Genomic DNA, 26,259 nt, shown 5'->3' on the forward strand with positions numbered 1-26,259 from the left:
TCCGCTCAGCCGGTCGGAAGCCTCCTGCCTTGCTGAACGCCTCGATCATCTTCTCGGGAGTTGGTTTCATGTGCTGTTATCCCGTTACAATTGCGTCGGTGTCGAAGGAGAGGTAATGGCCGCCGCACAGGTCCTCGCCGTACAGAAACGGGATGCGCGTCCCGATCGTGACCGTGTTCTCGGAGGCTCCGAGGTAGTGAGATTTTTTCTGGTCGTCTTCGCTGCTGGGGGTCGGCATCAGCATCTGCGCAACGCCACCGAGGAAGGCGAGCGCGCCCGCTTGAACCAGCCAGCCGACGCCCGCAAACCAACCCACCGCCACGAGTGCGACACCGAGCAGGATCTGGAGAAACCCGCCCTTCTTGCCGCCTACGAACTGGGGAATGAGATGGATCTCCCCGTCCTTGGCCGGCCGGTACAAGTCTTCGACCTTGTCACAACCCACCACCGAGATACGGTGGCGGCCGTGGACGGCGTTTGGACGGAAGCCAGGGAGTTGGGGAGTAACGAGGGCGACAGCTTCGGCGACAGTGGCGGCTTCGACCTCGATCGGGCCCTCATGGAATTTGGCGAAGTATCCGTGGAGGAATACCTTAACCTTCATTTTCCCATTTCTGATCGGTCAGGACGCGGCCCTTATCGACGCGATACGAAGTCACTCCGTCCGTACCGATGATGAGGTGAAGCCAGTCGCGATAGTTGCGGAAGCCGTACCAGTCGTTGGTCGAGAGGTTCGAGTTCTGGCCGGGGTGGGTGTGCCACGTTGCGGCGATCTTGTCGTGGTACTTGAGTAGGTCCTGACCCGACACTTCGAAGCCGTTGTCCGAATGGATACAGATGTTTTCAACCTCGACGATCTCGCCGGTCGTCAGGACGAAGCCGACGCGCTCAGGGCCGTCCGTCAGCTTCTGGTTGAGTTCCTGAATGGGCGGCTCGAAGTTCATCCAACAGCTTCTGCTTGCTCGGCGAAAGGAAGTCCCGAAGATCTCGTGTCTCCGTCTCGGTGACGACGACACTTGGAACATCCTGATGGCGATAGATCGCGATGCAGTTGTTCCTCATAATTCCCCGGAACGGGTCGACCTTTGAAAGGCCACCGTACAGGTGGTGGAGAATGCGTCCGTTTTCAACGAAAACACCGCAGTGATTTCCAAAAGTGGAGCCGACTGCGGCGACCGCAACATCCCCGAATTTGATCTCGGTCGGATGGACCTGAACTTCCCGAAAGCCCATGCTCTTGTAGTTGTCGCCGAACAGGTTTAGACCTCTCTGATAGAAGTCTTCTGGACGGGCTATATTGGGCAATTCGATGCCGAAAATGTCACGATAGAAGTCGCGCACCAAGCCGAAACAGTCACACGACGCCCATACGAATTGACGGCCAAGAAGGTGCTGATAGTTCATCAGGCGAGCCTCACCATGGGGAACTCCGGAGGGATGAATTGGCGGGCCGGAACCTTGCTGTTTGGCCCCTCGGTCATAACCCGCAGCTCTGCGGTGATTGATTGGCCGGCGGTTACATCAGCGATCCGGGAAATGTACCACATGCGGCGCTGATAGATCTGCACGTCGCCTTCGTAGTGGTCACGCAGGAGCCGATAGCGAATGACTGTGGCACGATCGAGCAGACGCTGGCGCACGAGCGTGCTGAACACACCGTCCGGGTTGATCAGCTGCAGCCTCGGTCGGGTTTCCTCACCATCGGCCGATCGTTTCTCCCCCGAGATCTGGATGCCGAACATCTCCCAAGATTGTCCCTGCCAGGTGCGGGTGGTGCTGTCGCTCAGACGCAGAATAACCGGCTCTGTCCGGAGCTGGATCTCGTAGAGGTTCACGTATCCGTCCGCAGTCAGCTTCTGCGACTCGGTCATATGCTCGATTGGTTTGTTGATGTCGCTCATGGCTGGAGGATGAACTCGACGTTGACCTGCTCGGTTTGGCCGTTGCCCTTCTCGACGCCTTTGGGCACCTGGAGCGGCTTGGAGAAACGAACTTTGACCAAACCACGGCGCGGGTGTGGGTAGTTGAATGGCTCGTAGAGCCGATGGGCCTCGTAGAAGTCTTGCAAGCATTGCATGTTGCGTTGGGGCTCGCGGACGGCGTCCACAACACCAGGACTGCTCTCGAAGAACCACATCGCTTTGAAGGCCAGCTTGAAGGTGATCTGGTCCGGCCCGTTGGGCTTGGTGGCGAACTGGTAGCCGCCGCCAAACTGGATCACGGTCGAACTCTGCGGATATTCATCCGCCACGGTGTGAAAGGGAAAGTCGAAGGTCTGCATCATATCTTCCCAGAGTTGATCGCCTTGATCAGCGAGCGGGTCACGCCACGGCGGCGGATGTCGTCGCTGATGTACGCCACGACGTCGTCGGGCCCGAGCTGCGGCTTCTCTTCCGGCAGGACCGCCCACACGTTCACCGGCCGCTGATCAGCCGGCTGTGGGGCCGGAAGGGTCGGCATCCCGGCGGAGATCCGGCGGTTACCCAGCGCGTTCACTTTCTCCAAGGAGTCACGGCCGATCTGATTGACCGCCGAGGCACGCAGGATCATTTCTCCAGGCATCACTTTGCGGAGCTGGCTGTCGCGAAACGGCGTGGTGCCGCCGGGGATCATCTCACCGTTGGCCGACCGCTTGACGCCCGCGATGTACTGGCCGGTGGCGGCGCCGCCAACGAGCATGCTGAAGAAGCTGCCGATGCCGGAGCTCGCACCGCTGCCGCCCATCAGACCTTGCAGCATGTTAAAGACCAGCGCCTTGGCAATCATCTGCATGAGCATCTGGACGACGGACAGGCCGAACTTCTTGAAGGCCTCGCCGGCCGACATGGAGCCTGATGCAAGGTCAGTGAACAAGGTGCCCATCGAGTTGGCGATGCCGTCGAGCGCCTGGCCCCAAGCCGCACCGGCCTTTTGAGCCGACGAGATCATGTTGCCGTTCGCATCCATGATGCCGTTGCGCTGCATCCAGGCGCGGTTCGCTGCCTCGATCGCATCCTTCAGTGTCATCTCGCCCTGGGCAGCGGCCTGGGTGTCGGCGGTGGACTGCCGGCGTACGCCCGTCAGGCTCTGCTCGACCGAATACTGACGCTCCTTCAACGCTTGGACGATCTGGCTGTTGGCGCCATACTGCTGCTCGGCCGCGGCTACCTGCTGGAGGATGTAGGCGTGGAGCTGCTCAAGCTGGTTCAGACGCTCCTGCTGAGCGGCCTGCTGCTGGAGCTGCACATCGTGCTGCGCATCCTGGACCTGAGAGTCAGTGTACTTGCTCGCATAGAGCGGGTTCTGCATTGCCGAGAGCTTGGCCTGCGCCTCTTCGAGCGGTTTGAACTCCATGTTCTCAATGGATTGCTGGTAGCGATCGAGCAGCGTGACGATCTTGCCGCCCAGGCCGCTCTCCAGTTGCTCCTTCAGGGCGGCCAGACGTTCATCGAAACCATCGGTGCCCTCATTGGCTTTGGTGAAGGAGTCGATCTCCTTCGTCGCCATGTCGGCCCACTTGGTCTTGACCTGATCGATGATCGACTGAAGGGCCTGCGGGTCCTGCGCCTTGGACGACTGGACCATCAATGTGTTGATCTGAGCCTCGATCGCCTTGGCCTGGCTGTCGAGAAGCTTGGTCGCCGCCTTGACTTGGTTCTTCTGGATCTTGTCGGTAGCCGAGCGCATCGCATCGCTCGCACCTTCGGTCAGGTTTTTGGTCTGCGTATCCAGGGCATCGTCGGCCGCGTCGACCGGCTTCTCCACCATGTCCTTGACCTTGGCCAGGTGCTGGCTGGCCTTGGCCATGATCATGTCGAGGAACTGCTGGGCGGTCTGCGTGATGTTGCCGCCGTTGCCCGCGACGACATCGGAACCCAAGACGGCCACTGCGTTGCCGTTCGGGTTCTGGACGGCTTTCTGGTAGCCAGATTGGCCGAGCAGGTGCGAGCCGTAATAGTCCTGGAAGGAGAGCTGGGTGGAGCCCATTTCCTTTTGGGTACGCAGCATGTCCTGGATGCCGGCGTAGATCTGCATGTCGACGCTGCTGCGGTCACCGGGCGCCAGGCCATGGCTCGCCCAGTTCGCATCCGTGTTCTGATAGATGCCTGCGGCGGTCGAGCCTGGGTTCTTGGCGTTTGGTTTGAAGCCACTCTCGAATGAGGCAATGGCGAGCGCGATTTGCGGCGGGATCCCGGCCTTGTTCGCGGCCTCAATGATCTTGCGCTGAATGTCGTTGGCGCTGGCCGAAGGCAGGCCGCCCACGGCGAACGAGCCATAGTCCTGCGAGACGCTGATCCCGGCGATCTGGCCGGCGAGCTCCTGAGCCTTCTTGTTCAGCTCGTCCAGCTTCTCCTTGACGGTCTTGATGTAATCCGCGGTGGAGTTGTTATCGATCGACTGGGCGAGATTTTTCATCTCGTCCTGAACGCGCTTCAGCTGGTCGTTGAGGTTGTCGTCGAACGTCTCGTTGGCGACTTTGGCGAGCTCGGCCCGCTTCTCGATCACCGACTGGACGAGATCATCACGGCGCGTCTTAGCCGCGTCACGGATCTGGCGCTTGGCCAACTCCAGATCGGCATCGTTGCCGCCGACATTCTTGTCGGGGTCGGCGTCAAAGGCATCCTGCTCCAGCTTGGCCAGTTTGCCGTCGAGGGCGTAGAGCTGGTTCTCAAGCAGATCGACCTGACGTTCGTTCTGAGCATCGCCCAACTGCTTCTTGACCGCAGCAACCTGGCGCTCGACGTTCTTCTGCTCCTGCTCGGCCATGTAGGCCTGGAACTTCTTGAAGGCCTTGACGGAGCCCTCGGCGCCTTTCTTGAACTCGCCCTGGAGACCAGCGATGTTGGTCTTTAGCTCGCTCCCATCGACGGCGTCCTTGATCTCCTTGTCCGAGAAGTCGCCGGACTTGCGCATCTCATCGGCCGCGGCCTTGAGACCCTCGTTGATCTTCTCGATACGCTTGTCGAGCTCGGCCTGAAGCTCGTCGTAGGCGGCCTTCGTCTGCTCGATCGGCAGATCCGATTTGATGATCTCGCCCAGCCTGCTCGACAGCCAGCCGGTGGTCTCGGTCTTGAGCCTGTCGGCCGTCTGGTAGCCGGGAGTGCTCTGGAGCGTTGCAGCGGACTGCTTCGAGACCTGGACGGTGCGGTCGGCTTTCTCCGCCTGGATCTGCACCAGATATTTGGAGATTGGATCAAAGCCTTCCCGCAATGACTTCAGGAAGTCGAGGTTCTTCTTCAGGGTGGCGAGCTGGGTGCTTTCACCTTCGGAGAGGTCGCCGCCGATACCCATGAAGCCATTGCGGGCATCGAGCGGCTTGATCTTTCGCTCGGTGGACAGGATCAGGCGCTCCAACATGACCCCCAAAGCCTGGGCCCGCTGCCCGTCGACTTTGTCCAGGTCCGTTACCTGGTTGGTGGATATCTTGAAGGCGTCGGCGATGTCCTTGCCAAACTCCTGGGCAACCTTGTCGTTGTAGGAAGGAATGTCCCGGGTCTCGACTGCGCCACCGACGCCGAAGCGCCGAGAAGCACCCAAGGAGGCGGTCCAGTAGCTATTGCCACTCGCCTGATCACTGGCGGCTTCACGCAACAGTCCAGTCTTCTCATCGATCTTGTCGACCAGTAGGCCGAACTGTTCGGGCAGACCCTTGACCATCTCGGCTTTGAGGTTCTGCATGGCCTTGATGAGGTCAGCGACAGAGGACGAAGAGGCGTCGATCTCTCCGGTCAGTTCCTGGAAGGTGGACAGCACCTCCATGACCTTCGTCTTGCGCAGCATGTCGCTGCCCGCGTCCAGGCTCTTCTGCTTCTGCGAGAGGTCGTCCAGCGTCGTGGTGAGGCTGGTGAGCCGGTCGGTGGTGTTGTCGATGGACGCCTGATACTCGTTCTGTTCGGTTTTCAGCCGGTCGAGCGTGCTCGCCACCCGGCCAGCCGTGTCGCCATAGGCCGAAAGGGCCTGCACCACGCCGAGCACGATCGTGGCGCCCAGGAAGATCGGGTTGCCGAGAGTGGCAGCGCGCAAGACCGTGAAGGCACCTGCCGCGCCGGTCGCCGCCGTGCCGAGACCAATGAGGCCCGCTACCAGCCTGCCGAGCTTGACCAGGAGAGCGGCCGAGACCAGCGTTGCGATCGCAGTGCCGACAATCTGCACGAGGGGCTGAAGTTCCCGGAGCCAGGCGATCACGCTTGACCCAGTTGAAACGGTGTTCTGCAGAGTGCGGATGAACGGCTGGAATGCGGTGTAGACCAGGGCGCCGAGGTTCGACCCGAAGTTCTTCGCCGTGTTGGCGAGCGACTCCATCTGGGTCTGGTTCGCCTCGGCCGCAGCGTTGGTCAGAAGGAAGGACTGCCGGAGCTCCGACATCGTGTCCAGGTTGTTTGCGAGTGCCGTGTAGGCGGCGGCGGCACGCACCTCGAGACCGTTGAACGCGCTCGACGTATCGAAGCCGGCGTTCTTGAGGTTCTCCAGGACGCCCGAGAGGCCGTGTGATTTGAGATCGATGTCCTCCAGCGACAGGCCGAGACGGGAGAGCTCGGCCTTGAGGTTCTTGGAAGGTGTGATCAGGTCCACCAGGAGCTGGCGCATGCCGGTGCCGATGGTCGAGCCGGATCTGATGCCGGCGTTGGCCATCGCGCCAACGGCAGCAGTCAGTTCGTTGTAGCTGACACCCACGGTTGCCGCGGTGTTGCCAGCGTACTGAAGGGCGGCCGACAACTGGTCGAGCGTCAGCTTGCTCTCGTTCAGAGCAGCGGTGAAGACGTCGGCCAGGTGGCCCGCCTCGCCCGCCTGAAGACCGAAGATGTTCAGAGAGCTGGTGACGAGATCGACGGCGTCCTTCAACTCAGTGCCGGCAGCGGTCGCCAGCTTGGCCACCGGTTCGATGGCCTCAGAGACCTGCCCAGCCGACATGCCTGCTTGGCCCATCAGGGTCGCAGCTTCGGAGATCTCATTGGCAGTGAACTTGGTCTTCTCCGACACCGAAAGGAGCCGATCCTCCATCAGCCCCATCTCGGCGTTGGTGGAGGCAGTGATGGCCTGGAACTGCTTGAACTGCTCGTCGAGGTTGACGATGAAGTTTCCGAGGCTGAAGGCCGCGCTGTAAGCGCCACCCACCATGGCGTAATTGTTGAGGATGCCAGCCTGGGACAGAAACTGGTTGGCGCCGCCATTCAGGTTCCGGCGCTCGCTCTGCTTCTGGAAACCATACGCAGCGTCACCCAGCCGCGCGCGGTTGTTGCGGTCGGTCATCCGGTTCCGGAGCAGTGTCTCTTCGCTCTCCAGATTGGTGAGCGACCGCTTGACCGCCTTGAGGTAGGTGGAGTTGACTTCGTCGAGATACTTGCCCACCAGCTGGTTGGTGGTCGACTTCATCTCGGAAATTTCGCGCTGGAAGGCTGCACGGTTGGCCTGGGACTGCTCGGTGCCCAGGGCGTAGTCTCGAGCCACGGCGGCCGGCGCCGAACGCTGCCGATTGCGGATCTGGGAAAGGCGGGCCTCGTGGGCGGCTGTGTCCTGGCCCTGCTTGCGCAGCGAGGCCATCTCGCTCTCAAGCTTCTTGATGTACGAGACGTATTCCTGTGCCGCCTTGCGCATGTTCTGTTGAACCTGCGTGGAGTTGACGGCGAGGTCGTCACTGAACGTTTTCAGTTTGTTGCGGAGCTGATCGATTTCTCGAAGACTGTCCTGCAGGTCGATATCGACGTCATACAGGATGTCATTCTGCTCAAGCGCCAACTTGACCCCCTAGCGTTTGGAACGCCGCCGCGAGTTGGTCCCAGCTTTCAATCACCTGGACTTCCTCGTCGTCAGTTTCATCATCGGAACCGCCGAGAGCCTTCGAGACGACCGTTGCCAGGTTGTCGAAGTGCTGCCCCAGTTCCGCTACCTTTCCTTCAGTGTTCAGCCGGACGATCGTGACGAGGTCTTTGTAGGTATGGCTCCAATAGACCTCGCGGAGATCGCTGGGTTTGATCTTCAGCGTCCAGACGATTGCTTCTTCGAAGGAGAGCCCTGTGACCCAGTCAGTGAAGACGCGCCCTGATGCAGACCGTCGAGAGCTCCCTTGAGCTTCACCACCCGATCCATAGATCGTGTGAAAAAACCGATGGCATGATCCACCTCCCATGCCAGGAGGCCTTCCATGTCCGAAGCCGAGATCTCGACATCGTCAAGAGAAGCCAGTCGCTCCTTGATCTTGCCGCTCGGTGCGCGGTCATGGAGCGCCGTCAGCAGCACTTGTTCACGAAGCTTGGGGGCGAAATAGACGCTGGCCGCGGTGGCCGGCTCGCCCATCAGGGCGGTGATCTCGTTGAGCAATCCGAAGGACATGAAAATCTCACGCGGTTCACCGTTCTGATTAAGCTCGAACCGGTCCTTTAGATCGGACATAAAGTGCTCCTAAAATGTGAAAAACCTCGCCCGTGATGTAGTCACGGGCGAGGCTTTGTTCTACGGAGTTTTGGAAATTAGCGAGCCAGGAGGATCGCCTGGCCGTCGCCGTACTCCCCATAGAAGGGATCGGTCGTGACCATCTGGTAGGGCTGCATCTCGAACGGCATGTTCGAGAAGTTGTCCGACGCGAAGGAGATGCCCAGACCGCGCGTCACCTTCACCTTCGGCAGAAGGATGGTGAACGGCGAGTTGTCCTTCGGCAGGATGCCGGTGACCTTGCAGGCCAGGTCGGGCTGGGTCACGTTCACGCCGACATCGACACGCTTCAGGCGGCCGACGCGCGAGCCCACCGGGAAGGTCATTCCAGTCGGGATCTCGAAGCCCGCGGCCAGCGTGGCCGTTTTGGTCGCCTCGGTCCATTCATCGACCTTCACGACGTGGACGTAGTCGTCCTGGCCCTTCTGGATGAAGAGGTAGTCACCGGCCACGATTGGTTTGGTCGGCGAGACCGCCAGCACGATGTCGGAGGCAGCGGCGGTCACCTCGGCGCTCAGGGCCGACAGTTCGTCCACGACGTCGAAGCTCGTGCCCGAGGCGTCGAGGCCGGCGGCGTACGCGATGTTCTTCGCGGTGAACTCGTAGACTTCGCACGAAGTCTTGAGGCCTTCGCCCGTGCGGACGGACATCACAACGGCGTTTCGGATGCCCTGCGTGAGTTCGGTGTATTGGGCTTCGCCGGTCAGCTGGAAGTTCTTCACGAGGCCGATCGAATGTTCCATCGGATTGAGCTGGTGAAGGTCAGCGAGGGGACCGAGCATGACGGTCGCCGTGGACAGCATAAACTTGTTCGTTTTGGCGTTACCGGCCATGGGGTGCTCCTTTTGGAAATCGGCGCAGAATGATCTTTCAATCGCGCTTGTTAGGTGGGCACCCGCACCTACATGAGCAATCAACCTGTGCAGCATAATGGTGTAAAATGAAGCGCATTACCGTGAATGTCGACGACGAGTTGAAGGAGATCCTGGAGCGCCGTGCTACCTTTCTTCGGCGTTCCTTGTCTGCTGAGATCGTCACGCTTGTTGAGACGGCTCTCGCTCAGGAAGACGAGACCAATCGGGCCATCCTCCAGGCTCACTATGCCATCGGATCGACCAGCGCCTCGGCCTGAATGAACTGCAGCGCTCTTGTATTGGCCTTGGTCATCGGGGCGACTGATGTTCCATCAACGATCTTGAGCCAGCTGTATGGCTGCTCCGTTTTGCTGTCGAAGACCGACAGCCGCGTTCCGCTCTTCAGAGACTTGAAGAGGAAGTCCACCATCGCGCGGTGGACAAACAATCCATCGTCCTTGAACGAACCGACGCCGATCACAAACGTTGCGCTGTAGATCCCATTGGACAACTCGTCGATCGCCAACGAGGCTGGACCGATCAGGTGGAGAGCCGGCGCTTCTTCGATGTTGGCGTGCGCCTCCCAGTCGAACATCTGCATGCTTTCGAGCGGCGTGATGTCGTTGGCGGCTATCATCTGGATCTGCTGGTTGACGTAGGCCGCGACCGACGTCCAAACATTCATGTAGGCCATTCTCAATCTCCGTATTTGCGGCTCTTGCCGATCGAGTATCGGTTCAAAGCCTTCGCAACCGCGGCCGGTACCCTCTTCTGGAAGAAGTACGCCAAGGACGGCTCGAGCATCGGCCTGTAGAAATTCATGCTCTGGCTGGTGCTTGGGTTGTGGACCGAGCCGATCTTGAAGCCGCTCTTGTTCCTCTTGAGGATGCGGTGACGATCGATGACGCCGCCCTCTAGCTTCTTGATTGCGCTCTCACTGAGGCCCATCAGGCGGGCCAGCACCGGCATGTTGCCGGAGGTGCTGATATCCTGGTTGAATGTCTTCTGGTTGAGGACGGCGTGCGCGACGTTGACGGGCGCCCCCGCCAACAGGTTGATGCTGATGTCGGCAATCTTGTAGACGCGCTTGCCGGTGTCGCTCTCATAGTAATAGGGGCGGATCGTGACGCACCCATAACTGACCGTTCCGGTGCCGCCCGCAGCCTTGAAGCCCTTGTTCAATCCCACCACGCCGGGGCCTGCCTTGGCTCGGATCTCGGAACGCAGCGCGGAAGTGTGTAGGAAGAACTTGTCCTTGTTGGCTGTCTTCTTCCGCCGGGTGATGTTGGCCAGGTTGCGCCAGTCCAGCAGAATGCCGGCCTCGTCGAATTCATCAATTTCAAGGGTTGTCTTGCCCCCATACTCACTCTCAGAGCGTTGACCGATCAGCTCCGTGCCAATGAACTGCCCGATCTTGCGCAGCTCCTGGTCGATGCCATCAGAGATCCGCTTCGCCAAAGTCTCAGCTTTGGTGCTGAAGAAGTTGGCCCTGTTTGACCTCTCTATCGTCCTGGCCAGCTCGTTGGCGATGAAGCTCGGGATCTGCCCCATATCCGAGGTAGAAAACTGGTTCACCGACCGACCGATCGAGGCTGAAGCTAAACCACCCGGTACCCCGGAGCCGTGCTTGGTGATGGTGGCGGTGATTTTGGCCTTAGCGGATCTCGGCATAAGTCACCCCGAGGGCCGTATCGAGTCTTCGGACAATGGCGTCGTCGACCTGGTCCCCGAGCTGGATATGAGCACCGGTGACGATCCGGCGCGTTTCCTCCGAGAGGTTGGTCGCCGGCTCGGGATATTCCCTGCCCGTCATCTCAACCGTGCATGCGATCAAGCCGAGATCCTCGGCCGCCTGGCCGCGCTTCAGGCCCGTGAGAGTGTCCGTCTGGCTCGCGTGTCGCTTCCAGACCAGGTCGGCCAGCACCTGGAATAGCCTGAAGGTGAATTGTTCGCCGTATGGCGAGTAGCCGTTGTTGGCGACGATGAAGCGCCGGTTCTGCTCATCCAGGATGATGTCGCGCGGCTTGACGACGCCCGCGGTGATCGTGCGGAGCATCAGCCGTGGCGATGAGAAGTCGTAGGTCGGGACCTTGCCCTCGTCGACCGGCATGATGGTGCCATTGAAGGGCTGACCGTTTTCCTTGTAGATCAGCGTCTGGAAACGGCGAGCGGCTGTGTGGAGGCTGGCCATATCTCACCCCGTGATCGGATCGGCGTCGGTCGTGGTGATCAGGATGGCGTAACCCGGGTCGATCACCGGGTTGATGATCGCCAGGGCGGCCGATAGACGGCCCTCGGCGGCCTTCTTCAGTTCGGAGAAGTCCTTGCGGGCATTCCGCTTGAAGCTGAGCGCCCCGTCCGTCTCTTCCTGGGCCACGCGGTTGGAGAGCGAAGGAATGATGTCCAGCACGGCCCGGTACAGGACCGCCTCGTTCGCGCGCACCTCGGCCTCTTCGCCGGAGGTCAGGGCAGCAGCCAAGGTTGTGCGGGTGACCTGAAATTCAAGGTTCAGGAGCGCGGCCGAGAGATCGACGTCTTCGTCCGGCAGCTCGCTTTCGTTCACGCCCAAAAATGAGCGCACGTCCTTTGGCTGGACGGAGTAAAGGATTTTCGGCACCAGCCGATACGTCGTCACGGAGTCAAATGGGATGCCGCCCCGCTGGGCACTCACGCGCACAACGCGCCGGGAGAACGACGTGGAGATCTCGTTGTGCTCGGCGGGAACCGTCACGACCAGCACGGCGTCGGTCGGGCCGGTGGTGAGATCCTGCGTGAAGAGGACAGCCCCATCCGGACCTGTCACCGACAGCACTGCCGTCCCGGTATCCGGGACGGCAGGCTGGCCGTTGTAGGTCAGGTTGACAGGAAGGGTTACATCCCCGCCGGCCTCAAAGGTACGCATCAGGCTTCGTCTTCCGGGCTGGGGATTTCGTCTTCCTTGGCCTTCCGACCTCCGCGCTTCTTCTTGACCGGCTGGTCGACCGCCTCGGTGCCGAACTCGGCCATGAAGGCGTCGATCGCGAACTGCATGTCGCCTTCGGCCTCCTTCACGTAGGCGACGAAGTCTTCGTCGGTCGCCTCGGGCTTGAGCTCGGCAATGATCCGAACCTGGCCGCGGCCAATACGGTCCTGGATGAAATGGGAGTTCTCGACGACGCTGGGCCGGCGGGCATGAATGCGCTGGCCCTTGTGGGCCAGGTCGTGGAGCTGGAAAGAGCCCTTGGTTTCAGCAAGCAATTTGATCATGATTTTCCTCACACCGAAAAGAGCCCGCCGCCTCTAGGGCGGCGGGCCTGGGTTCTTAGTCGTCGGTGCTGTCGTAGTCGAAGATCGACCGGGTGTCGGAGAAGGCCAGCTTGTAGCCGGTGTTCTCGGACTTGGTGAACGTGATCGACTGGTTGGTGATCGCGCGTTCGGTCTCCTCGATCTGCGAGCCGCCCTCGTTCAGCTCTTCCAGCGTGTCGCCGCGCGACATGCCCAGGAGCTGCTTGGCCGGAGCCGAGGACGACAGGGCGAAGTTGACCGTGCCACGCAGGATCGGCACGCCACCGATCTGGAAGCCCGAGGCCGCCAGGTTCTCTGCGTCGGTGCGGTTCGCATTCGACGTCGGGATGGCGAACAGCAGCAGCCAGTCGATGTAGGTGTCCCAGTTGCCGATGACGGTGTCGACCGGGATGCCAGCCTGAGCGCGAGCCACGAGCCAGCGGAGCAGCGCCTCGTAGTTCAGCTTCTTGTCGGCAGCGGTGGACACGAAGTCCTTCTGCTTAACGACAGGAGCGGCCGGGTTGACGCCGTCGCCATTGATCAGGATGTGGGTCGCCGAACGAACCTTCGACAGCTCCTTCTCACGGTCCATACGGTTGACATAGGGCACCAGCGTCTCGATGCTGGCGCGACGATCGAACTCGTACGAGAAGCGGTAGCCGCCGCCGTGCTTGTAGAACTTGACGCTCTGTTCGGACAGACGGATCGTCTTGACCGGGAAGCGGCCGAGTTCGGCGACAGCCGACACGACCTGGTAATCGTCGGCCTTGTCGTCGACGACGGTCGAGATCAGCTCGACGCCGGACATCGTGCGGCTCGAACCCACGATAGCAGCGGTCGTCTCCAGCGTGTCCTGGCGGAACTTCCAACGGACGACGTCGTCGACGACTTCCGGGAAGATGGCGCGGACGCCGGGGAACGTCTGGAACGTGTCCGACGCAGCTTCCAGCACGATGCCGCGCTCGAAGTCGTTCTGGATCGGCAGGTTCAGGTAGGCCAGCGAGGCCTCGTAGCCCGAGAGATAGCCGCGGTCGTCGCGGTAGCGCTTGTCGGCTTCCTCGGAACCGCGCACGTCGATCGCGAGGTTGAGGTAGTCGCGCATGCCGAGGCCAAAGGACTTGGCTTCCGACAGGATTTTCTGGCCGGCGCCCTTCGACGCCTGGGCGTCTTCGTGCTTCAGCGAGGCGAGAGCTTCCACACCCCGACGCTTGACCTGAGAGAGAGGCTTGAATTGCATTGCAGTGTTTCCTCGTTTCGTTCGGGGTTTGATTAGACCTTGACCACCACGGCGTAGCTGCCGATGACCTCAGCGACGAAGTTGATGCTGTGGTTCGGAGCGGACGCGCCGGCGTTCTTCAGCGCCTTGACTTCGCCGTTGCCGGCGCCGACGACGGTGTCGGCAACGGCGACGACCTCGCCCGCCTTGATCGGAAGCAGGTTGGCAAACTGAAGCTCGACGGCACCGATCAGCGAGCCTTCGACGGAGCGGTTTTCGATGGTCGAGAGGCGGCCGATAATGGTGTCGCCGTCACCGGCCAGCTTGACCTTGTTCGCGCCCGAGGCGTCGAGGGACACAGCCTTGCCGACGTCAGCGTCGACAATGCCGGTGGCGAGGTTGAAGGTGAGCGACGAGACTTCCCAGTGAAACCCGCGCAGCGTGACGTTCTGATGAGAATAAGTGGCCATTGGTTCGTTTTCCTGTTGGCTTGCGGTTGCGATTAGCGGCGGGTGCGGAACGACGTGACCACAGGGGATCCCGAGGCTCCGAGGTCACCCTCGGCGCCCTTGGCGCGACCACCGGCGGTCAGATTGATCTTGGTCTCGTTGATCTTGGCGACGACGTCTTCGATCTTCGCCGGGACCTCGGCGTCGACCTGGCCAGCCGCCGTCAGGACCTTTTTGCAGATCTCGCGGAGAGCCGCGTCGGCCGCCGTCAGGCTTGCCTCGGTGGCCGTGTGCTTGGTCTTCAGCTCGTCGAGCTCCGTCTGGATCGCAGGCGCTCCCTGCTTGGCGGTGTCGAGAGCAGCCTTGAGCGTGTCGCGCTCCGAGGTGAGTGCCGTGTTCGTGGCCTTCAGCTGTTCGTTTTCGATGGCTACCTTCATGCTCTCCTTCTCGGTGGAGCGCAGTTCGGCGAGGAGTTCCTTGACGTCCATGATGGGCTTTTCCCTGATGGTTGCAGTTGCGGTGAGTGCGAGACGATCGAGAGAGGTCTTCGCGGCCAGCGCCTTCATGTGAGGCGAGAACCGGCTTTGATCGCTGTTCACGATGCGCGCGTTTTGGGCGCCGCCTTGTCCGACGAGCGAGATCTCGAAGAACGCTTCGAGCCCAACCATCTTGCAGTAGACGCCGTTCTCACCGACCGTGTGCCCGTCAGGCGTGGTGCCGGTGAAGATGTTTTCGAAGCTGGCATCGGGGCCGAAGAAATCGAAGCCGTCTGCCGAGCAGATCATCTGCTTGGGCAGGATGCCGACTGAGACCTGGTCCACGGTGCCGTTGTCGACTTGTTTGATTTTATCCTGATGGGTTTTGTCGATCCACAAAAGGACGCGCAGCTCGGTGTCCTGGCCGTCGAATACCTGGCCGCGGAAGACGCGGCCAATCGGAAGGTCTGACCCTTCGTGCATGATCTGGACAGGCCGGCTCTCGGTCTCGAGCGCCAGGGCCATTTCCAGGAGAATTGATCGCTGCGCGACTGCGCCGTTGTAGATCGGGCTGCGCTTGCGCAAAGGGCGGTTATTCAGAGCAATCGCCTCAAAAATCGCGACTTCATCAACCTCCGCGCCGGCCTCTTTGAGGCGCGCGATGATCTCCGGTGTTTTCGCAATTTGTTTCACGACATACCCTGCGTTGCTGGGTGGCATGTCGTGATTTGTTAGTCAGGTCGCAAACTTCGAGTGCAGCACATTGCTGCACATTGACTAGTTGCTTCGCGCCGCTTTGCTGCCCTCGGGTGAGAGCGACCGGCCGAGCGGGTCGGAGTTCGGGCTGACCTCTTCGGCCTTGGTCTTGACGGGTGTCATGAAGCCGGTGCCAGCCATCTCCGGCGCGCTGTCGGGGCGGAGCCGGCCATACATCCACAGGTGATATTCATCGTCGGTGATGAGGCCGTCCGACAGGTCCTGACGGAGCCGGCTGGCCTTGAGGGTCAACTGCGGCTCGAGTTCGGTATCTGGGCGCAGCTCGGCCTTGCGGAACAGGACTTCGACGAAGCCCTGGAAACCCTGCTGGTGCAGGATGAAGGAGAAGGCATTCTGCAGGAGCTCGGCGACGGGTTCGTTGAGCTCGTCGGCGTTCATGGCGGCGATGCGCGCTTCGACCGAACCTGTGTTGACGCCGGAGGCGCCGCGGCCGATCACGGTCGCCATGGTCTTCAGCGCAGCCTGGTTCTGGGCATTGAGCGTCTCGATCACAGCCGTGATGTCAACACCGGCGCCAGGCTTGGCGTCATTCATGATGGATGGCTGCACGCTGTCGAAGTGGATCAGCGGTTGGTCGGAGCGCAGACCTTCGATCACGGCTCGGATCTCGCCCAGGCGGTTCGCCTTCCACTCCCGGAGCTTGACGTCATCGGACTTGATGTTTTCGGGCGCGTTCTTGGTCAGAACCTCCTCGACCACCTCGACCTGCATGCGCGGGAAGCCCGTCAGGCGCATGATGCGGTAAAGGTCGTTGATTACCTGCTGGCGGGCGGCGATCGTGTTGATGGACGACACGAAGGTCGAATGCCCATAGATCGAGGTCGGATCCTTGCGGTAGTGCGACACGAAGAAGGTTGGGATGTCGAGATTGATCTCGTCGTTGGAACCCGAGATCTTCTGGATCGGCTTGTACTCGCCAGGCTTCTTTTCGTACCACTGGACCGTCGACAGGTCGACGTTGCGGATGCGATCGGGAAGCAGCTGCTTATCGACGATCAGCTCGGCGGCGATGCCACCGCGGAGCAGGCACATGTAGCGCAGCTCCTCGGCGATCGAGCGCATGGATTTCTTCAGCTGGAAGCCCAGCGTGTAATCGGTCGGTCGGCCGATCTTCTCGATGGCCAGCATCAGGCTCTTGGTGGCGTCCCGGTCGATGTTCTGCTCCAGGTCGCGCGCAAGCACGATCCAGTCGGTGTTCGCCATCGTCAGGTATGCGTTGAGCGCCGCCGAGACGTCGGGATCGAACTTGAACAGGGATTGGAGAAGGGTTCGGCTGTCGTCCGATTGCCGCGTTGTGAAAAGATCCGTGAGGTGGTCCCGGTATTGCGGAACCGTGAGGACGCGATCCACCTGCTGTGGATTGTAGGTAGGCGTGGAGGCGGTGCCGCCAACCTTGGCTTTCTTCTTCGCAGGGATGATTGCGCTGAGAAAATCGAAAGCCGCCACAGTATGTCCTTATGAAAGTCCAAGGACAGATGGGGTCTTGAGGCGACTTCTGTAATTCAGTCCTGCATCACTCTGCTGCACCGCTTGAACGAGGCCCAGGATCATCGACATTTGGCGCTCTTCCTGCTCGTCCTGGCTGGCGATGTAGTCATGGACCCGCAGCGAATGCAGAAGATAGCCAAGCGCGTGGAAGAAGTGGTCATCGCCGGTGAGCTTGACCCATTTGGCCGGTTGTTCCGGCAACTCGACGCGCACCATGTCCTGAAGGTGTGTCTGGATGATCAGCTTCTTGTTGCCGTAGCCGGCGAAGACGATCTTCTGGCCGCGGATCATACCGACCGTCTTGTCGATGATCCCGGTGCGGTTGGACGAGACGTGGGTGATGTTGTCCATCTCGTCCTTGATCAAGGTCACCGGGGCGGCCTTGAGGCTCGTCGAGTATTCGATGGGTATGATGATGCCCTTGGACTCATCCCTGATCTCGCGGGCGAGCGGTGCGTAGGGGTTAAGGTCCATGCCCCCGGCGACGACGCGATATTGCTGACGGATGTCGGCCAGTGTCTCCTTCAGGTCGTCTGAGGGAACCTGCAGCCATTTAAAAACAACCGGTACCGATAGTCCCAGATGAGCCACGACAACATGACAGGTCTGACCAACGTCCACACCCACAGCCACTGGAGATCCCAAGGGTACATCTATGGCTCCTTCGCCTTTCATGACGGCCTCGATCTCCGGGATGGAGAGGCGGGCATTCGCGTCGTTGTAGGGTTCCCCGAGCACGGTGTTGTACCAACGCCGGATCGAGTTCTTCCGCTTGTAGTCGAGCAGCTGCTCGACGATGTATTGGACGGACAGACGGGGCGTAGCGAAGGGTCGGACCCAGTATCCGCGGCCGAGCCGGCCGGGGTGGCGGGGCACCCACTCACGCTTATCGGGGTCGCCCAGTTCCAGGCGCCGGCCGCAGTGCTCGCACATCATGAAGGCGTTCGAGAAATCGAACTTGGCCGCCATGTCATTGTCGATTTCGGAGAGATCGTTGAGATCCGACGACAGGCCGGGGATGTGGACGAAACGTGGGCTGAAGACCGGCAGGTTCCAGTGGCCGCAGCCGCACCGGCAGAGGAACTCATGCTGGTCGGACGCCTTGTAGGAGGAGTCGATGCCGTAGCCCTCGAACGTTGGGGTCGAGAAACCCTGACGCATCTTGATGTCGGAGCCCTGTAGGCGCGAGCCGTAGAGCGCCAGGATCTCCTGGTCTGTCAGGTCGACCTCGTCGTTGAACATGATGTCGGCGTTGATGGAGGTCGCGTCACCTTCCTTGCCGCCCGTGATGAAGCCGAAGCTGTCATCGATCTGGTACAGGTCCATCGAGCGCGCTGGTTTCTTCGAAGAGTCTTGCTGATTAAAGACCAGCTCGTCGTCGACCAGAGGCTTGATGCGTGTTTTTGACACGCGCTTGTACATTTCGTCGTTCGGCAGGCTGAAGATGCCGTTGATGCCGTTCGTTCGCTTGAGAAACGACAGAAATTTGCGGATCTGGACCTCTGTCAGGCCCACCTGCGAGCACTTGATCACCGACAGATTGAGGTGCATATCGTCCACGATCTGGCGCTGGAACTCGTATCCCTTGAACGAAAATGGCTTCTTTCGGAGGCTCGTGTTCGCGCAGATGAACTCCGACATGGACATTTCTGCCCCGTCTTCGGGGAATTTTTGTTGAAGGCGGGTTAGAAAATCCGCGTAAAGGCTCATGCGCCTTATATCGGGCTGTTGTTTGCGGAAATCTTCATTCTTGTCCTAGAGTAGTGCGGTCGATGTTCAAAAAATCGACCCCACATGAGATACCCCAAACCGGAGTACCTCATGTCCAACTTCTACCCGACCCTGCCGGAGGCGACTGTCCTCCAGTTCAGGGTGGCGCTGAACCAGTTGCGCGAAAAGCCCGACTATCTGGATCAGTCGCCCTATTCGACCGAAATTCGTGACTTCCTGAAGGAGCTCAATGGCCGCGGTGGTGCGGCCGAAGCTGTCACCTTCGACGGCGAAGCAGACCGGCTTGATTACGTCGAGCAGGAGATCACCACCGTCCTGGCCGATCTCAAGACGCTCGTCGCCAGCCTCGGGAACGCCGACCATTCCGAGAAGCTGCAGGTGGCCAAGGCCCGCGCCGGCCTCATCGAGAAGCTGGTCGCGGCCCGCGAGAAGGTCTGGACCATGAAGGAAATGGCCGATTTCCAGGCCAAGATCGTCGGTTTTCTCGACGAAATCTGCACGCCGGATCAGATCCAGGCGCTGAAAGAGCGCGTGAAAGGGGCCGAATGATGGGTATTTTTGCCTCCGAAGCGCCGAAATACTGGGCTCTCGGCAAGCCCGCGATCCCGCTGCGGATCGGTTTCAAGAACCCGTGGATCGATGCGTGGCAGGTTTTCGCCGATCGCATGCCCACCGAACGCGAGCAGCACATCTGGTTGCAGCAAAAGGGCAACGGCAACATCGGCATGCCGATGGGCGCCGCCTCTGGCATCGTCGCGATCGACGTCGACAGCGATGATCCGCGCGTCCAGCGCATCATCGAACAGCTCCTCCCGAAGTCGCCCTGGCGCCGTGTCGGTCGCAAGGGTGCCGTCTACGCTTACCGGTTCGAGGGCGAGCGCACTTTCCGCATCAAGGACTCGAAAGGTGAAATGCTGCTGGAATGCCTGTCCAAAGGCACCCAGATCGTGCTCCCGCCGTCAATCCACCCGGACACGGGCAAGGCCTACGCGGCCAACTGCGAGCTGACCGAGGTCATCGGTGCCCTCCCGGCCCTCCCGAAGGGTGTCGAGGGCATGCTGCGCGAGGCTCTGAAGGTCGAGGGCTTCGAGCTTTCGAGCTCGGGTAACACCAAAATCACTTCTTTCGTGCCGGCTGGTGCGCGTGACAACGCTCTGGTCTACAATGCCGGCCTGCTCGCTCGAGCAGTTACGAGGGGTGAACGCACACTGGTTGAAGCCATGGGCGAGATGAAGGCCTGGGTCGAGGGCTACACCGAGAAGGTGGCCGGCGATGAGGTCGACATCGGCAAGGCGCAGACCAAGGTCGTCGACTTCCTCATGCGCGACGTCACCGGCGAGAAGCGCAAGGCCCTCCCCCTCGGCTGGGACGACGGCCTGACCGAGGATGATAAGACCAAGCTCGGCCTCTCTATCACCGACGAGAATGAGCGCTGGGACGCTGAAAGGATCACGGCCCACCTGGTCTCCGAGTTCGAGCGTCATGTCACGCCGGACACAGCCGGCTGGACGCGCGCCGTGGAAGTCGTGCTCGATCGCATGGCGCGCAATCCCGACATCAGCTCGCTCGATGAAGAGCGCATTCTGAAGTTCATCGTCTCGGCGTCGAGAGGTGCCTTCTCGCTCACCACACTGCGCGGCGAGCTCAAGAAGCTGCGCATGGGCGAGATCTCCGGCACCGACCACACCGAGGTCGCCCTGGCGGCGATCAAGGACATGGAGGAGTTCGGCAAGCTGAAGTTCCACCAGGGCCAGTTCTGGCAGTGGAAGGGCGCGTCCTGGGAGACGGTCGACCAGAACGAGTTCATCAAACACCTGTCCCAGGAATACGGCAAGCTGCCGGTCTGCAAGCGGTACTCCGACCTGGCGCAGATCGTGAAGCTGATGGGCAGCAAGCTGACGGCCGAGCTCAAGTCGGTCCAGCTGACCGGCGTGAACTTCGCCAACGGCTTCCTGACCGAGGAGCTGGATCTGCGCAAGCACTCACCAGAGTTCGGCTGCACCTACGTGCTGCCCTATCGGTACCAGCAGGACAGCCGCTGCCCGCTTTTTCTTCAGATGCTGGACGATTGCTGGGGAGAAGATCCTGACTACGGCGACAAGGTGATGGCGCTGCAGGAGGCACTTGCGGTAACGCTCATGGGTATTGCACCGCAATATCAGCGAGCGTTCTGTCTGATCGGCCAAGCACACAGCGGCAAGTCACGTATCCTGGAGATCCTCCGGGGCCTGATCCCGCAGGGCAGCTTCTCCGCTATCCCGCCGACCGATTGGCATGACAAGTTCCTGCCGGCCCAGATGGCCGACAAGCTGGTCAACTTCGCCGGTGAGATCTCCGAGAAGCGTGACATCGACGGCGAAATCTTCAAGCAGATCGTGTGCGGCGAAAACATCACGGCTCAGCACAAGAACCAGTCGCCGTTCGGCTTCAACGCGCGGGCCGCCCAGTGGTTCGCCTCGAACCACACGCCCAAGACCAAGGACACGTCGGACGGCTTCAACCGTCGCTGGCTCTTCATCAAGTTTCCGCGGCGTATCCCGGACGAGAAGAAGATCATCGACATCGACCAGATCATCCTGGCGGCCGAGCGCGAGCAGATCGTCGCCTGGGCGCTCCAGGGGCTCTCGCGACTGAAGCAGAACAAGGACTACACCATCCCCTCAAGCCATAGGGTGGTGATCGACGACATGGCTAACCAGAACAATTCGGTGCGATATTTTTTGTCACAGAGCCCTCGTCTCAGAGTGGGGAAGCGCGAGCACGAGGGCATGAATTCTTCCAAGACCCGCACTATGGGGGATCTCCTTTTCGACGAATACTGGGTTTTCTGCGCTCAGGCGGGGGGTGTCCAGCGTGTGCCACGTCAGAGATTTCACGGATTGATGGAGGAGCTGGCGCCCGCCTTCAGGTTCGAGCAGCTGAGAGAGATCCGGAATGGGGGCACCGACATCGTCTACAACTACGTCACCTTTGCGGGGACGATGAAGTAATCACCGTCGATGCTGATGAGTGGTGGGAATACGAGAAGTGGATCAGTTATGAGCCAGAATGAAGACCTCGACCTGCTGCTCGACGCCGTGTCCGACCACCTGGACATCGCGTTCCAGGCTGGTTGCTCAGTGCCGGAGATCGTCAGTTGCCTGGAGCAGGCGGTCGCTCTGTTCCTGCTCGACAAGATGTCGGTGGAGGAGGCGCTGGGGGTGGTGCGGACCTCCTGCGCTGACATGATGGCTCGGATCCCCAGGATCGCCGGAGATCCGGACGCAAAACACTAAAAATCACTCTTCCTATAGTATCGCGTTTGACCATCTCCCGGTTTGGGATTAGGGATTTGGTCAAGAGACGCGGAAGAAAGGGCGCTCTTCGGGGCGCCCTTTTTCGTTCTTGCTAAGTATTAGAGTGCTATTACTTGGTTTTCCAAAAATTTTTGTAGAGTATGTGTGGGTCCATTCCCGGCGTCGAGGCAGGAAAAGCCTAGGAAAATGGTGTACTCCTTCTCTTGTTCCTGCGAACTGGTGGGTTATTCTTAGTTATCGGCAATGAGTTGTTGCTGGTGGCGGGGCTCCCCCGCGAGGTCTCCCTCGGGAGGCAAGGGCGGAGCCATGTCTGAACCGGAAGTTGCTCAATCGAGCAGCGCCAAGCCCCGAAGGGGGCGAGGACGGGGAAGGTGCGCCTGATCCACAACCTGCTCAATTGAGCAAAACGGAGAGTGAAAATGGCTACGGGTTACACGCTGGCGGGCGTCGCTGGACGCATCCGCGATCTCGAGAACAAGACAAATGGCGCTTACTACGTGGGCGTTTGCTGGCTGGCGATGTGCCGCGATAGCGGCAAGGGTGCGAAAAAGCGCCTCGCCGACAAGGTGTTCGGCGTCGACAAGGGCGCGAAGGAAACCAGCACGTTCCGCAATGCATGGCGGATTGCCGAAAAGGCCTTTTCGGAAGGCTTCCCGGCGGCGCACCGCAAGGCGGTTGTGGAGCTGGCGCTGGATGAGGCGATTGACTTCGCAGTCAAGGCGCTGGAGGCGCACAAGACCGCGCTCAAGGTCACGAACATGAAGGATTACGAGGACGTATGCAAATACGCCTCTGTCGAGACCATGCCGCCCAAGGCGGAGGCCGAACCGGACCCTGAAGCGGAGGCGAAGGCCAAAGCGGAGGCGGAGGAACAGGCCGAAGCGGAGGCGAAGGCCAAACGTGAGGCCGAACTCAACCCGGTCGACCCGCTGATCGGTCTGCGACATGCCGCCAGCGAGTTGACGCTGGAACAGGCGATCGAATTCGCCGGATGGCTGAACGAGCACATCCAGCGGGCGATGCAGCCCACGGAAGAGAGGAAGGCGGCCTAAGCCGCCCTCCCCGGGCCGCCCCCACGGGCGGCCCACCCCCTCCTGCGTCCGCGCATAGGGTGCGCGTGGACGCTCATTTAGCGCACCCGCTACAGCCCAAAAATCGCAAGGAGAGTGAGAATGCGTGTCCTTCCGGACCTGTCGCAAAAACCCCGTCGCGGCCAGCGTCTGGCGCATACCGTGCTGGTGCGCGAGGACGGCTTTTCGCAGTCTCATTCCCTTGCCGACATGGTGCATCGCGTCTGGAATGGCTTCAGCCTTCCCAAGGTCGCCTGCACCGCACCCGAGCGTGAGGCGCTTGAGCGTGTCTCCGCTCGGCCGTCGCGCCAGCACCAGGCCCCCGTCCGACGCAATGCCCGCCGGCTGTACTCGCCGCAGGATCAGCGTGGGGTCGAGACCGTCTTCGTGATCATGGATCGCCAAGAGGGCCAGGTGCTGGCGCGGGTGAAGGGCGGTGCCCTTCACGCTGAAGTTGAAGCCGAGAAGCTCGCCCGATCGCAGGGGTTCGAGCTCTCCGATCTCAAAGTCATTTTCGAGGGAGAACTCTCATGATCCGCATCACACTCGCCGCCAGCGGGCTGGCCGCGCTCGTCGGCTGGATGTCACCACAGCTACAGGACGGCCAGCAGCACCTCTACACGCTGGAGGTGGACGGCAAGCAGATCTCGGCCGGCCCGAGCTGCGTGGCCGCGTGGCGCGCGGCGGACGGCGCCATCCCAGCCGGGTGGCGCGAGATCATCTGCTACCAGATCAGGTGACATTTCTAGGCCGCTCCACGGTCGTGTGGGGGAGCGGGACGCGCCGGAAGCTCGGGAGAGCGCTTGGCTGCACTTCGGGTGCGGGAGACGGGTCAACGCGGACGGAGGGACGACGACCACATCCCGAGAGAGAGCGCCTGCGCCACATCCTAACCGAGCGGTTGGGGCTGTGTCTGCAACTTATTGTTGTGGAATTCAGCCTCGGTTCGGGCTCTGGACGTGGCGCAGGCGGTGGCGGGGGCCAAATCAGCGCTCCACCAAGTTTTTCTGTCACGCGTCCACATGAGTTTTCCAGTTGTCTTTTGCAACCAGTTTCGCGGAGAAATCAGATGATGCAACACCCTTACTGGACCCCGGCTAAGGTCGAACAGCGGCTCGAAGCGATCGAGAAGAACCGGCTGGAGGCCATTCGCTATCTCGATGAGGCCAGGCTTCGCCGACCGGCCGGTAGGGTGCTCGAGGCACTCGAAATCAAACATTAGTTTAAGAAACCGGAATAAGCTATTCTAATTGCGTGGCTTTTTCCCTATTATAAGATCTTTTATTTCTCTCCCAATTCCCCAACGCGGGGAAAATAATAAGGAGTACAGAACGATACCTAAAATCACAAAGGGGCTAAGAAAATTTGACTATAGTACATATAAAATAATGGTCTTAGGAATTGGCCCCTCACACTGTTCTCCTTATTCCGCGATACTATGTGAGCACCCATGGCCAGACCGAAAACCCCTCTGAAAGACCGAGTACTCCGGCAATCCCACATTGAGGGCAACCACCTGATCTGGAACGGTCCAATGCGTGGTCGTCGCCCTGTCATGCGCCACTACGGAAACCCGGCCCGTGTGCTGCTCAATTTGGTGGATTTCCCACGGATTTCAATCCGTCCCACCTGCCTTGAGCCGCGATGCATCGAGCCCACCCACTGGCGCGTGGTGAAAGAGCGCGACTTCAAATACCTCGACCTCCCACCGGTGACATGGCGCGATCCCCGCGACACCTCGACGGCCGATTTCACCGACCAAGAGGTCGAGGAAATCCAGATGATCGTCGAGGACGGAAACGTCGACGAGGAAGAGCTTGCGAAGTGGTATCGGCCCGAAGTCGTGGCCGAGATCCTGCGCCGCGCCAGCGCCACCTCCACCTAAGAACCACCAAAAGCAACAGCAACAGCAACGCGCCCTGAGCGCCACGGAGAAGCACGTCATGGCGCAAGCGGCCAACCCTTTCCGTCGCAAGAGACGACGGAACCAGTCAACCCGCTTCCTTTCGAAGCGCGAAACCGCAACTCACCCGTCCTTGGTGAAGTGACATGTCCCAGCCCCTCTATCGCATCGTCGCGACCAGACGATGCAAGACGCACAGACCAGGCACCACACTCGACTTCACCGGCCCTCGCAGCTCCCTGACCAAAGGCTGGCGTGTCGTCGGCCGATACCAGGGCAAGAACTACGTCACCAACCTGTCGGGCATGCAGTTCGACATCGTGGAGTACCGATGATGCTGACCCATTCCCAAGCCCGCTCGATCGCGGAAGCCCTCTGGGGCACAGGCGGCACCCATTCCGCCCGCACCAACAGGCCCGGTGCCTTCTACTTCTCCTGTTCGGGCCACGGCGGCTTCGTGATCGACGCCCGCTGCCTTGCCCATGACGAGTATGCTCGCTTCATCAAGCACATCACCCCCGAGCAGGCCCAGGACTACGGCAAGGCGATCCAACACCCCTACCGCCGCCGCTCGTTCAAGGTCACCCAGACCCAACTCGCCAACATGCAGGAGTTCGAGTTCTTCGTGCTCGAGGAAGACTGCGATTGGTGCATCGCGCCACTCATGGCCGGCATCCGCGTTGAGGGCATGACCGACGAGGCCGCCCAATCCACGTTCGACCACTGGCTGAAGGACAAAGCCGCATGAACCGCCACCTTTTCCACCCCGATGGCCGCCACGTCCAAATAGGCGACGAGGTCACCTCATTCCGCGACGAGAAAGCCACCATCACCGGCTGGGACAAGACCGGCCGCAATCGGGTCTACGTGAAGTGGGCTGATGGTGGCATCGGGTCTGAGTACTTCGTCTCTGTCTTCGACCTCACATGGGACAAGCCAAATGCAGCAACTGACTAGCGCCCAGGGCGATAGCGACCAGCATTACCGGAACCTCAATCTTTACCAGCGCCTGGGAAAGCCCGCCGAGTCCATGCTCGGCTGCTACTGGCAGATCGACGAGAAGGCCTACCACTTCTTCGAGGCCCTACTGCCACCTCGCTACTGCGCCGGTGGCTTCCGCCTCAGCGAGCGCCTGACCGGCGACATCGCCGCGACCTATCTAAAGGTCGGCGCCCACTACTGGTGCGGGTTCACGGATCTGGGCGACACGCCGGCCACCGCTCTGGTGGCGCACATCGCGTTGGAGCTCGCATGAGGCTACGCCGCCGCAAAGGCAGGCGAACCGGGCCCGCCGTTCCCAACGCCGGACAGCTCATGGGCTGACCG

31 protein-coding genes are annotated in these 26,259 nt (G+C 60.6%); 13 read left to right on the forward strand and 18 right to left on the reverse strand.

Annotated elements, in window-relative coordinates; translation table 11 throughout:
• Window positions 1–76: 76 nt before the first annotated feature.
• The 8 genes from FJ979_RS02030 to FJ979_RS02060 form a co-directional block, all read right to left on the reverse strand.
• Complete coding sequence (locus tag FJ979_RS02030; protein WP_140579903.1) at window positions 77–604, reverse strand: tail assembly protein; 528 nt, start codon at window positions 602–604, stop codon at window positions 77–79.
• Window positions 594–944, reverse strand: a complete 351-nt coding sequence (locus tag FJ979_RS02035; protein ID WP_140579904.1) for a hypothetical protein — start codon at window positions 942–944, stop codon at window positions 594–596. Before FJ979_RS02035 ends, FJ979_RS02030 begins: the two co-directional genes overlap by 11 nt.
• Window positions 889–1,404, reverse strand: a complete 516-nt coding sequence (locus FJ979_RS02040; RefSeq protein WP_140579905.1) for an NlpC/P60 family protein — start codon at window positions 1,402–1,404, stop codon at window positions 889–891. The genes FJ979_RS02035 and FJ979_RS02040 overlap by 56 nt, the downstream gene beginning before the upstream one ends.
• Window positions 1,404–1,901 (reverse strand): hypothetical protein, encoded by a 498-nt coding sequence (locus tag FJ979_RS02045; protein ID WP_181176981.1) that lies wholly within the window; start codon window positions 1,899–1,901, stop codon window positions 1,404–1,406. Before FJ979_RS02045 ends, FJ979_RS02040 begins: the two co-directional genes overlap by 1 nt.
• The gene (locus tag FJ979_RS32400) at window positions 1,898–2,281 is read right to left on the reverse strand and encodes a hypothetical protein (protein WP_181176982.1); all 384 of its coding nucleotides are present in this window, start codon (window positions 2,279–2,281) and stop codon (window positions 1,898–1,900) included. Before FJ979_RS32400 ends, FJ979_RS02045 begins: the two co-directional genes overlap by 4 nt.
• Window positions 2,281–7,716 carry a phage tail tape measure protein gene (locus FJ979_RS02050; RefSeq protein WP_140579907.1) on the reverse strand — a complete coding sequence of 1,812 codons (5,436 nt, stop codon included), beginning with the start codon at window positions 7,714–7,716 and terminating at the stop codon, window positions 2,281–2,283. The genes FJ979_RS32400 and FJ979_RS02050 overlap by 1 nt, the downstream gene beginning before the upstream one ends.
• Before the next feature lie 240 nt (window positions 7,717–7,956).
• The gene (locus FJ979_RS02055) at window positions 7,957–8,370 is read right to left on the reverse strand and encodes a hypothetical protein (protein WP_140579908.1); all 414 of its coding nucleotides are present in this window, start codon (window positions 8,368–8,370) and stop codon (window positions 7,957–7,959) included.
• 77 nt (window positions 8,371–8,447) lie between these two features.
• On the reverse strand, window positions 8,448–9,242 hold the full coding sequence (locus tag FJ979_RS02060) for a hypothetical protein (RefSeq protein ID WP_140579909.1): 795 nt from the start codon (window positions 9,240–9,242) through the stop codon (window positions 8,448–8,450).
• 107 nt (window positions 9,243–9,349) lie between these two features.
• Between FJ979_RS02060 and FJ979_RS02065 the strand changes: the two genes are divergently transcribed.
• Window positions 9,350–9,541, forward strand: coding sequence for a hypothetical protein (locus FJ979_RS02065; protein WP_140579910.1), 192 nt, complete (start codon window positions 9,350–9,352; stop codon window positions 9,539–9,541).
• Here the strand turns inward: FJ979_RS02065 and FJ979_RS02070 are convergent.
• The 10 genes from FJ979_RS02070 to FJ979_RS02115 form a co-directional block, all read right to left on the reverse strand.
• Window positions 9,508–9,957, reverse strand: coding sequence for a hypothetical protein (locus tag FJ979_RS02070; protein ID WP_140579911.1), 450 nt, complete (start codon window positions 9,955–9,957; stop codon window positions 9,508–9,510). The genes FJ979_RS02065 and FJ979_RS02070 overlap by 34 nt on opposite strands.
• A gap of 2 nt (window positions 9,958–9,959) precedes the next feature.
• Window positions 9,960–10,934 (reverse strand): hypothetical protein, encoded by a 975-nt coding sequence (locus tag FJ979_RS02075; protein ID WP_140579912.1) that lies wholly within the window; start codon window positions 10,932–10,934, stop codon window positions 9,960–9,962.
• Window positions 10,918–11,454 carry a hypothetical protein gene (locus FJ979_RS02080; RefSeq protein ID WP_140579913.1) on the reverse strand — a complete coding sequence of 179 codons (537 nt, stop codon included), beginning with the start codon at window positions 11,452–11,454 and terminating at the stop codon, window positions 10,918–10,920. Before FJ979_RS02080 ends, FJ979_RS02075 begins: the two co-directional genes overlap by 17 nt.
• 3 nt (window positions 11,455–11,457) lie before the next feature.
• On the reverse strand, window positions 11,458–12,165 hold the full coding sequence (locus tag FJ979_RS02085; RefSeq protein ID WP_140579914.1) for a hypothetical protein: 708 nt from the start codon (window positions 12,163–12,165) through the stop codon (window positions 11,458–11,460).
• On the reverse strand, window positions 12,165–12,509 hold the full coding sequence (locus FJ979_RS02090; protein WP_140579915.1) for a hypothetical protein: 345 nt from the start codon (window positions 12,507–12,509) through the stop codon (window positions 12,165–12,167). Before FJ979_RS02090 ends, FJ979_RS02085 begins: the two co-directional genes overlap by 1 nt.
• A 55-nt stretch (window positions 12,510–12,564) precedes the next feature.
• Window positions 12,565–13,764: a hypothetical protein gene (locus FJ979_RS02095; RefSeq protein ID WP_140579916.1), complete on the reverse strand. Its 1,200-nt coding sequence runs from the start codon at window positions 13,762–13,764 to the stop codon at window positions 12,565–12,567.
• A gap of 32 nt (window positions 13,765–13,796) precedes the next feature.
• Window positions 13,797–14,213, reverse strand: a complete 417-nt coding sequence (locus FJ979_RS02100) for a hypothetical protein (RefSeq protein ID WP_140579917.1) — start codon at window positions 14,211–14,213, stop codon at window positions 13,797–13,799.
• A 32-nt stretch (window positions 14,214–14,245) separates the two neighbouring features.
• On the reverse strand, window positions 14,246–15,361 hold the full coding sequence (locus tag FJ979_RS02105; RefSeq protein ID WP_140579918.1) for a hypothetical protein: 1,116 nt from the start codon (window positions 15,359–15,361) through the stop codon (window positions 14,246–14,248).
• An 84-nt stretch (window positions 15,362–15,445) separates the two neighbouring features.
• The gene (locus FJ979_RS02110; RefSeq protein WP_140579919.1) at window positions 15,446–16,891 is read right to left on the reverse strand and encodes a hypothetical protein; all 1,446 of its coding nucleotides are present in this window, start codon (window positions 16,889–16,891) and stop codon (window positions 15,446–15,448) included.
• Between the two features lie 9 nt (window positions 16,892–16,900).
• Window positions 16,901–18,643 (reverse strand): phage terminase large subunit family protein, encoded by a 1,743-nt coding sequence (locus FJ979_RS02115; protein WP_140579920.1) that lies wholly within the window; start codon window positions 18,641–18,643, stop codon window positions 16,901–16,903.
• A 111-nt stretch (window positions 18,644–18,754) separates the two neighbouring features.
• Between FJ979_RS02115 and FJ979_RS02120 the strand changes: the two genes are divergently transcribed.
• From FJ979_RS02120 to FJ979_RS02170, 12 genes are all read left to right on the forward strand, one after another.
• Complete coding sequence (locus FJ979_RS02120) at window positions 18,755–19,213, forward strand: hypothetical protein (protein WP_140579921.1); 459 nt, start codon at window positions 18,755–18,757, stop codon at window positions 19,211–19,213.
• Window positions 19,213–21,654: a phage/plasmid primase, P4 family gene (locus FJ979_RS02125; protein WP_181176983.1), complete on the forward strand. Its 2,442-nt coding sequence runs from the start codon at window positions 19,213–19,215 to the stop codon at window positions 21,652–21,654. Before FJ979_RS02120 ends, FJ979_RS02125 begins: the two co-directional genes overlap by 1 nt.
• 48 nt (window positions 21,655–21,702) lie before the next feature.
• The gene (locus tag FJ979_RS02130) at window positions 21,703–21,939 is read left to right on the forward strand and encodes a hypothetical protein (RefSeq protein WP_140579923.1); all 237 of its coding nucleotides are present in this window, start codon (window positions 21,703–21,705) and stop codon (window positions 21,937–21,939) included.
• A gap of 440 nt (window positions 21,940–22,379) precedes the next feature.
• On the forward strand, window positions 22,380–23,012 hold the full coding sequence (locus tag FJ979_RS02135; protein WP_140579924.1) for a hypothetical protein: 633 nt from the start codon (window positions 22,380–22,382) through the stop codon (window positions 23,010–23,012).
• 120 nt (window positions 23,013–23,132) lie between these two features.
• Window positions 23,133–23,564 carry a hypothetical protein gene (locus FJ979_RS02140; protein WP_140579925.1) on the forward strand — a complete coding sequence of 144 codons (432 nt, stop codon included), beginning with the start codon at window positions 23,133–23,135 and terminating at the stop codon, window positions 23,562–23,564.
• Window positions 23,561–23,770 (forward strand): hypothetical protein, encoded by a 210-nt coding sequence (locus tag FJ979_RS02145; protein WP_140579926.1) that lies wholly within the window; start codon window positions 23,561–23,563, stop codon window positions 23,768–23,770. The genes FJ979_RS02140 and FJ979_RS02145 overlap by 4 nt, the downstream gene beginning before the upstream one ends.
• Before the next feature lie 329 nt (window positions 23,771–24,099).
• The gene (locus FJ979_RS32405) at window positions 24,100–24,252 is read left to right on the forward strand and encodes a hypothetical protein (RefSeq protein WP_181176971.1); all 153 of its coding nucleotides are present in this window, start codon (window positions 24,100–24,102) and stop codon (window positions 24,250–24,252) included.
• A 228-nt stretch (window positions 24,253–24,480) separates the two neighbouring features.
• A complete protein-coding gene (locus tag FJ979_RS02150) occupies window positions 24,481–24,915 on the forward strand; it encodes a hypothetical protein (protein ID WP_140579927.1) in 435 nt (144 codons plus the stop codon).
• A gap of 164 nt (window positions 24,916–25,079) precedes the next feature.
• The gene (locus FJ979_RS02155; RefSeq protein WP_140579928.1) at window positions 25,080–25,268 is read left to right on the forward strand and encodes a hypothetical protein; all 189 of its coding nucleotides are present in this window, start codon (window positions 25,080–25,082) and stop codon (window positions 25,266–25,268) included.
• Window positions 25,268–25,681, forward strand: a complete 414-nt coding sequence (locus FJ979_RS02160) for a hypothetical protein (RefSeq protein ID WP_140579929.1) — start codon at window positions 25,268–25,270, stop codon at window positions 25,679–25,681. The genes FJ979_RS02155 and FJ979_RS02160 overlap by 1 nt, the downstream gene beginning before the upstream one ends.
• Window positions 25,678–25,890, forward strand: a complete 213-nt coding sequence (locus tag FJ979_RS02165) for a hypothetical protein (RefSeq protein WP_140579930.1) — start codon at window positions 25,678–25,680, stop codon at window positions 25,888–25,890. The genes FJ979_RS02160 and FJ979_RS02165 overlap by 4 nt, the downstream gene beginning before the upstream one ends.
• Window positions 25,874–26,188, forward strand: coding sequence for a DUF1419 domain-containing protein (locus FJ979_RS02170; RefSeq protein ID WP_181176972.1), 315 nt, complete (start codon window positions 25,874–25,876; stop codon window positions 26,186–26,188). The genes FJ979_RS02165 and FJ979_RS02170 overlap by 17 nt, the downstream gene beginning before the upstream one ends.
• The last annotated feature ends 71 nt before the right edge of the window (window positions 26,189–26,259 follow it).

The sequence above is a fragment of the Mesorhizobium sp. B1-1-6 genome (assembly GCF_006443035.1).
In the GTDB taxonomy this organism is placed as follows: domain Bacteria; phylum Pseudomonadota; class Alphaproteobacteria; order Rhizobiales; family Rhizobiaceae; genus Mesorhizobium.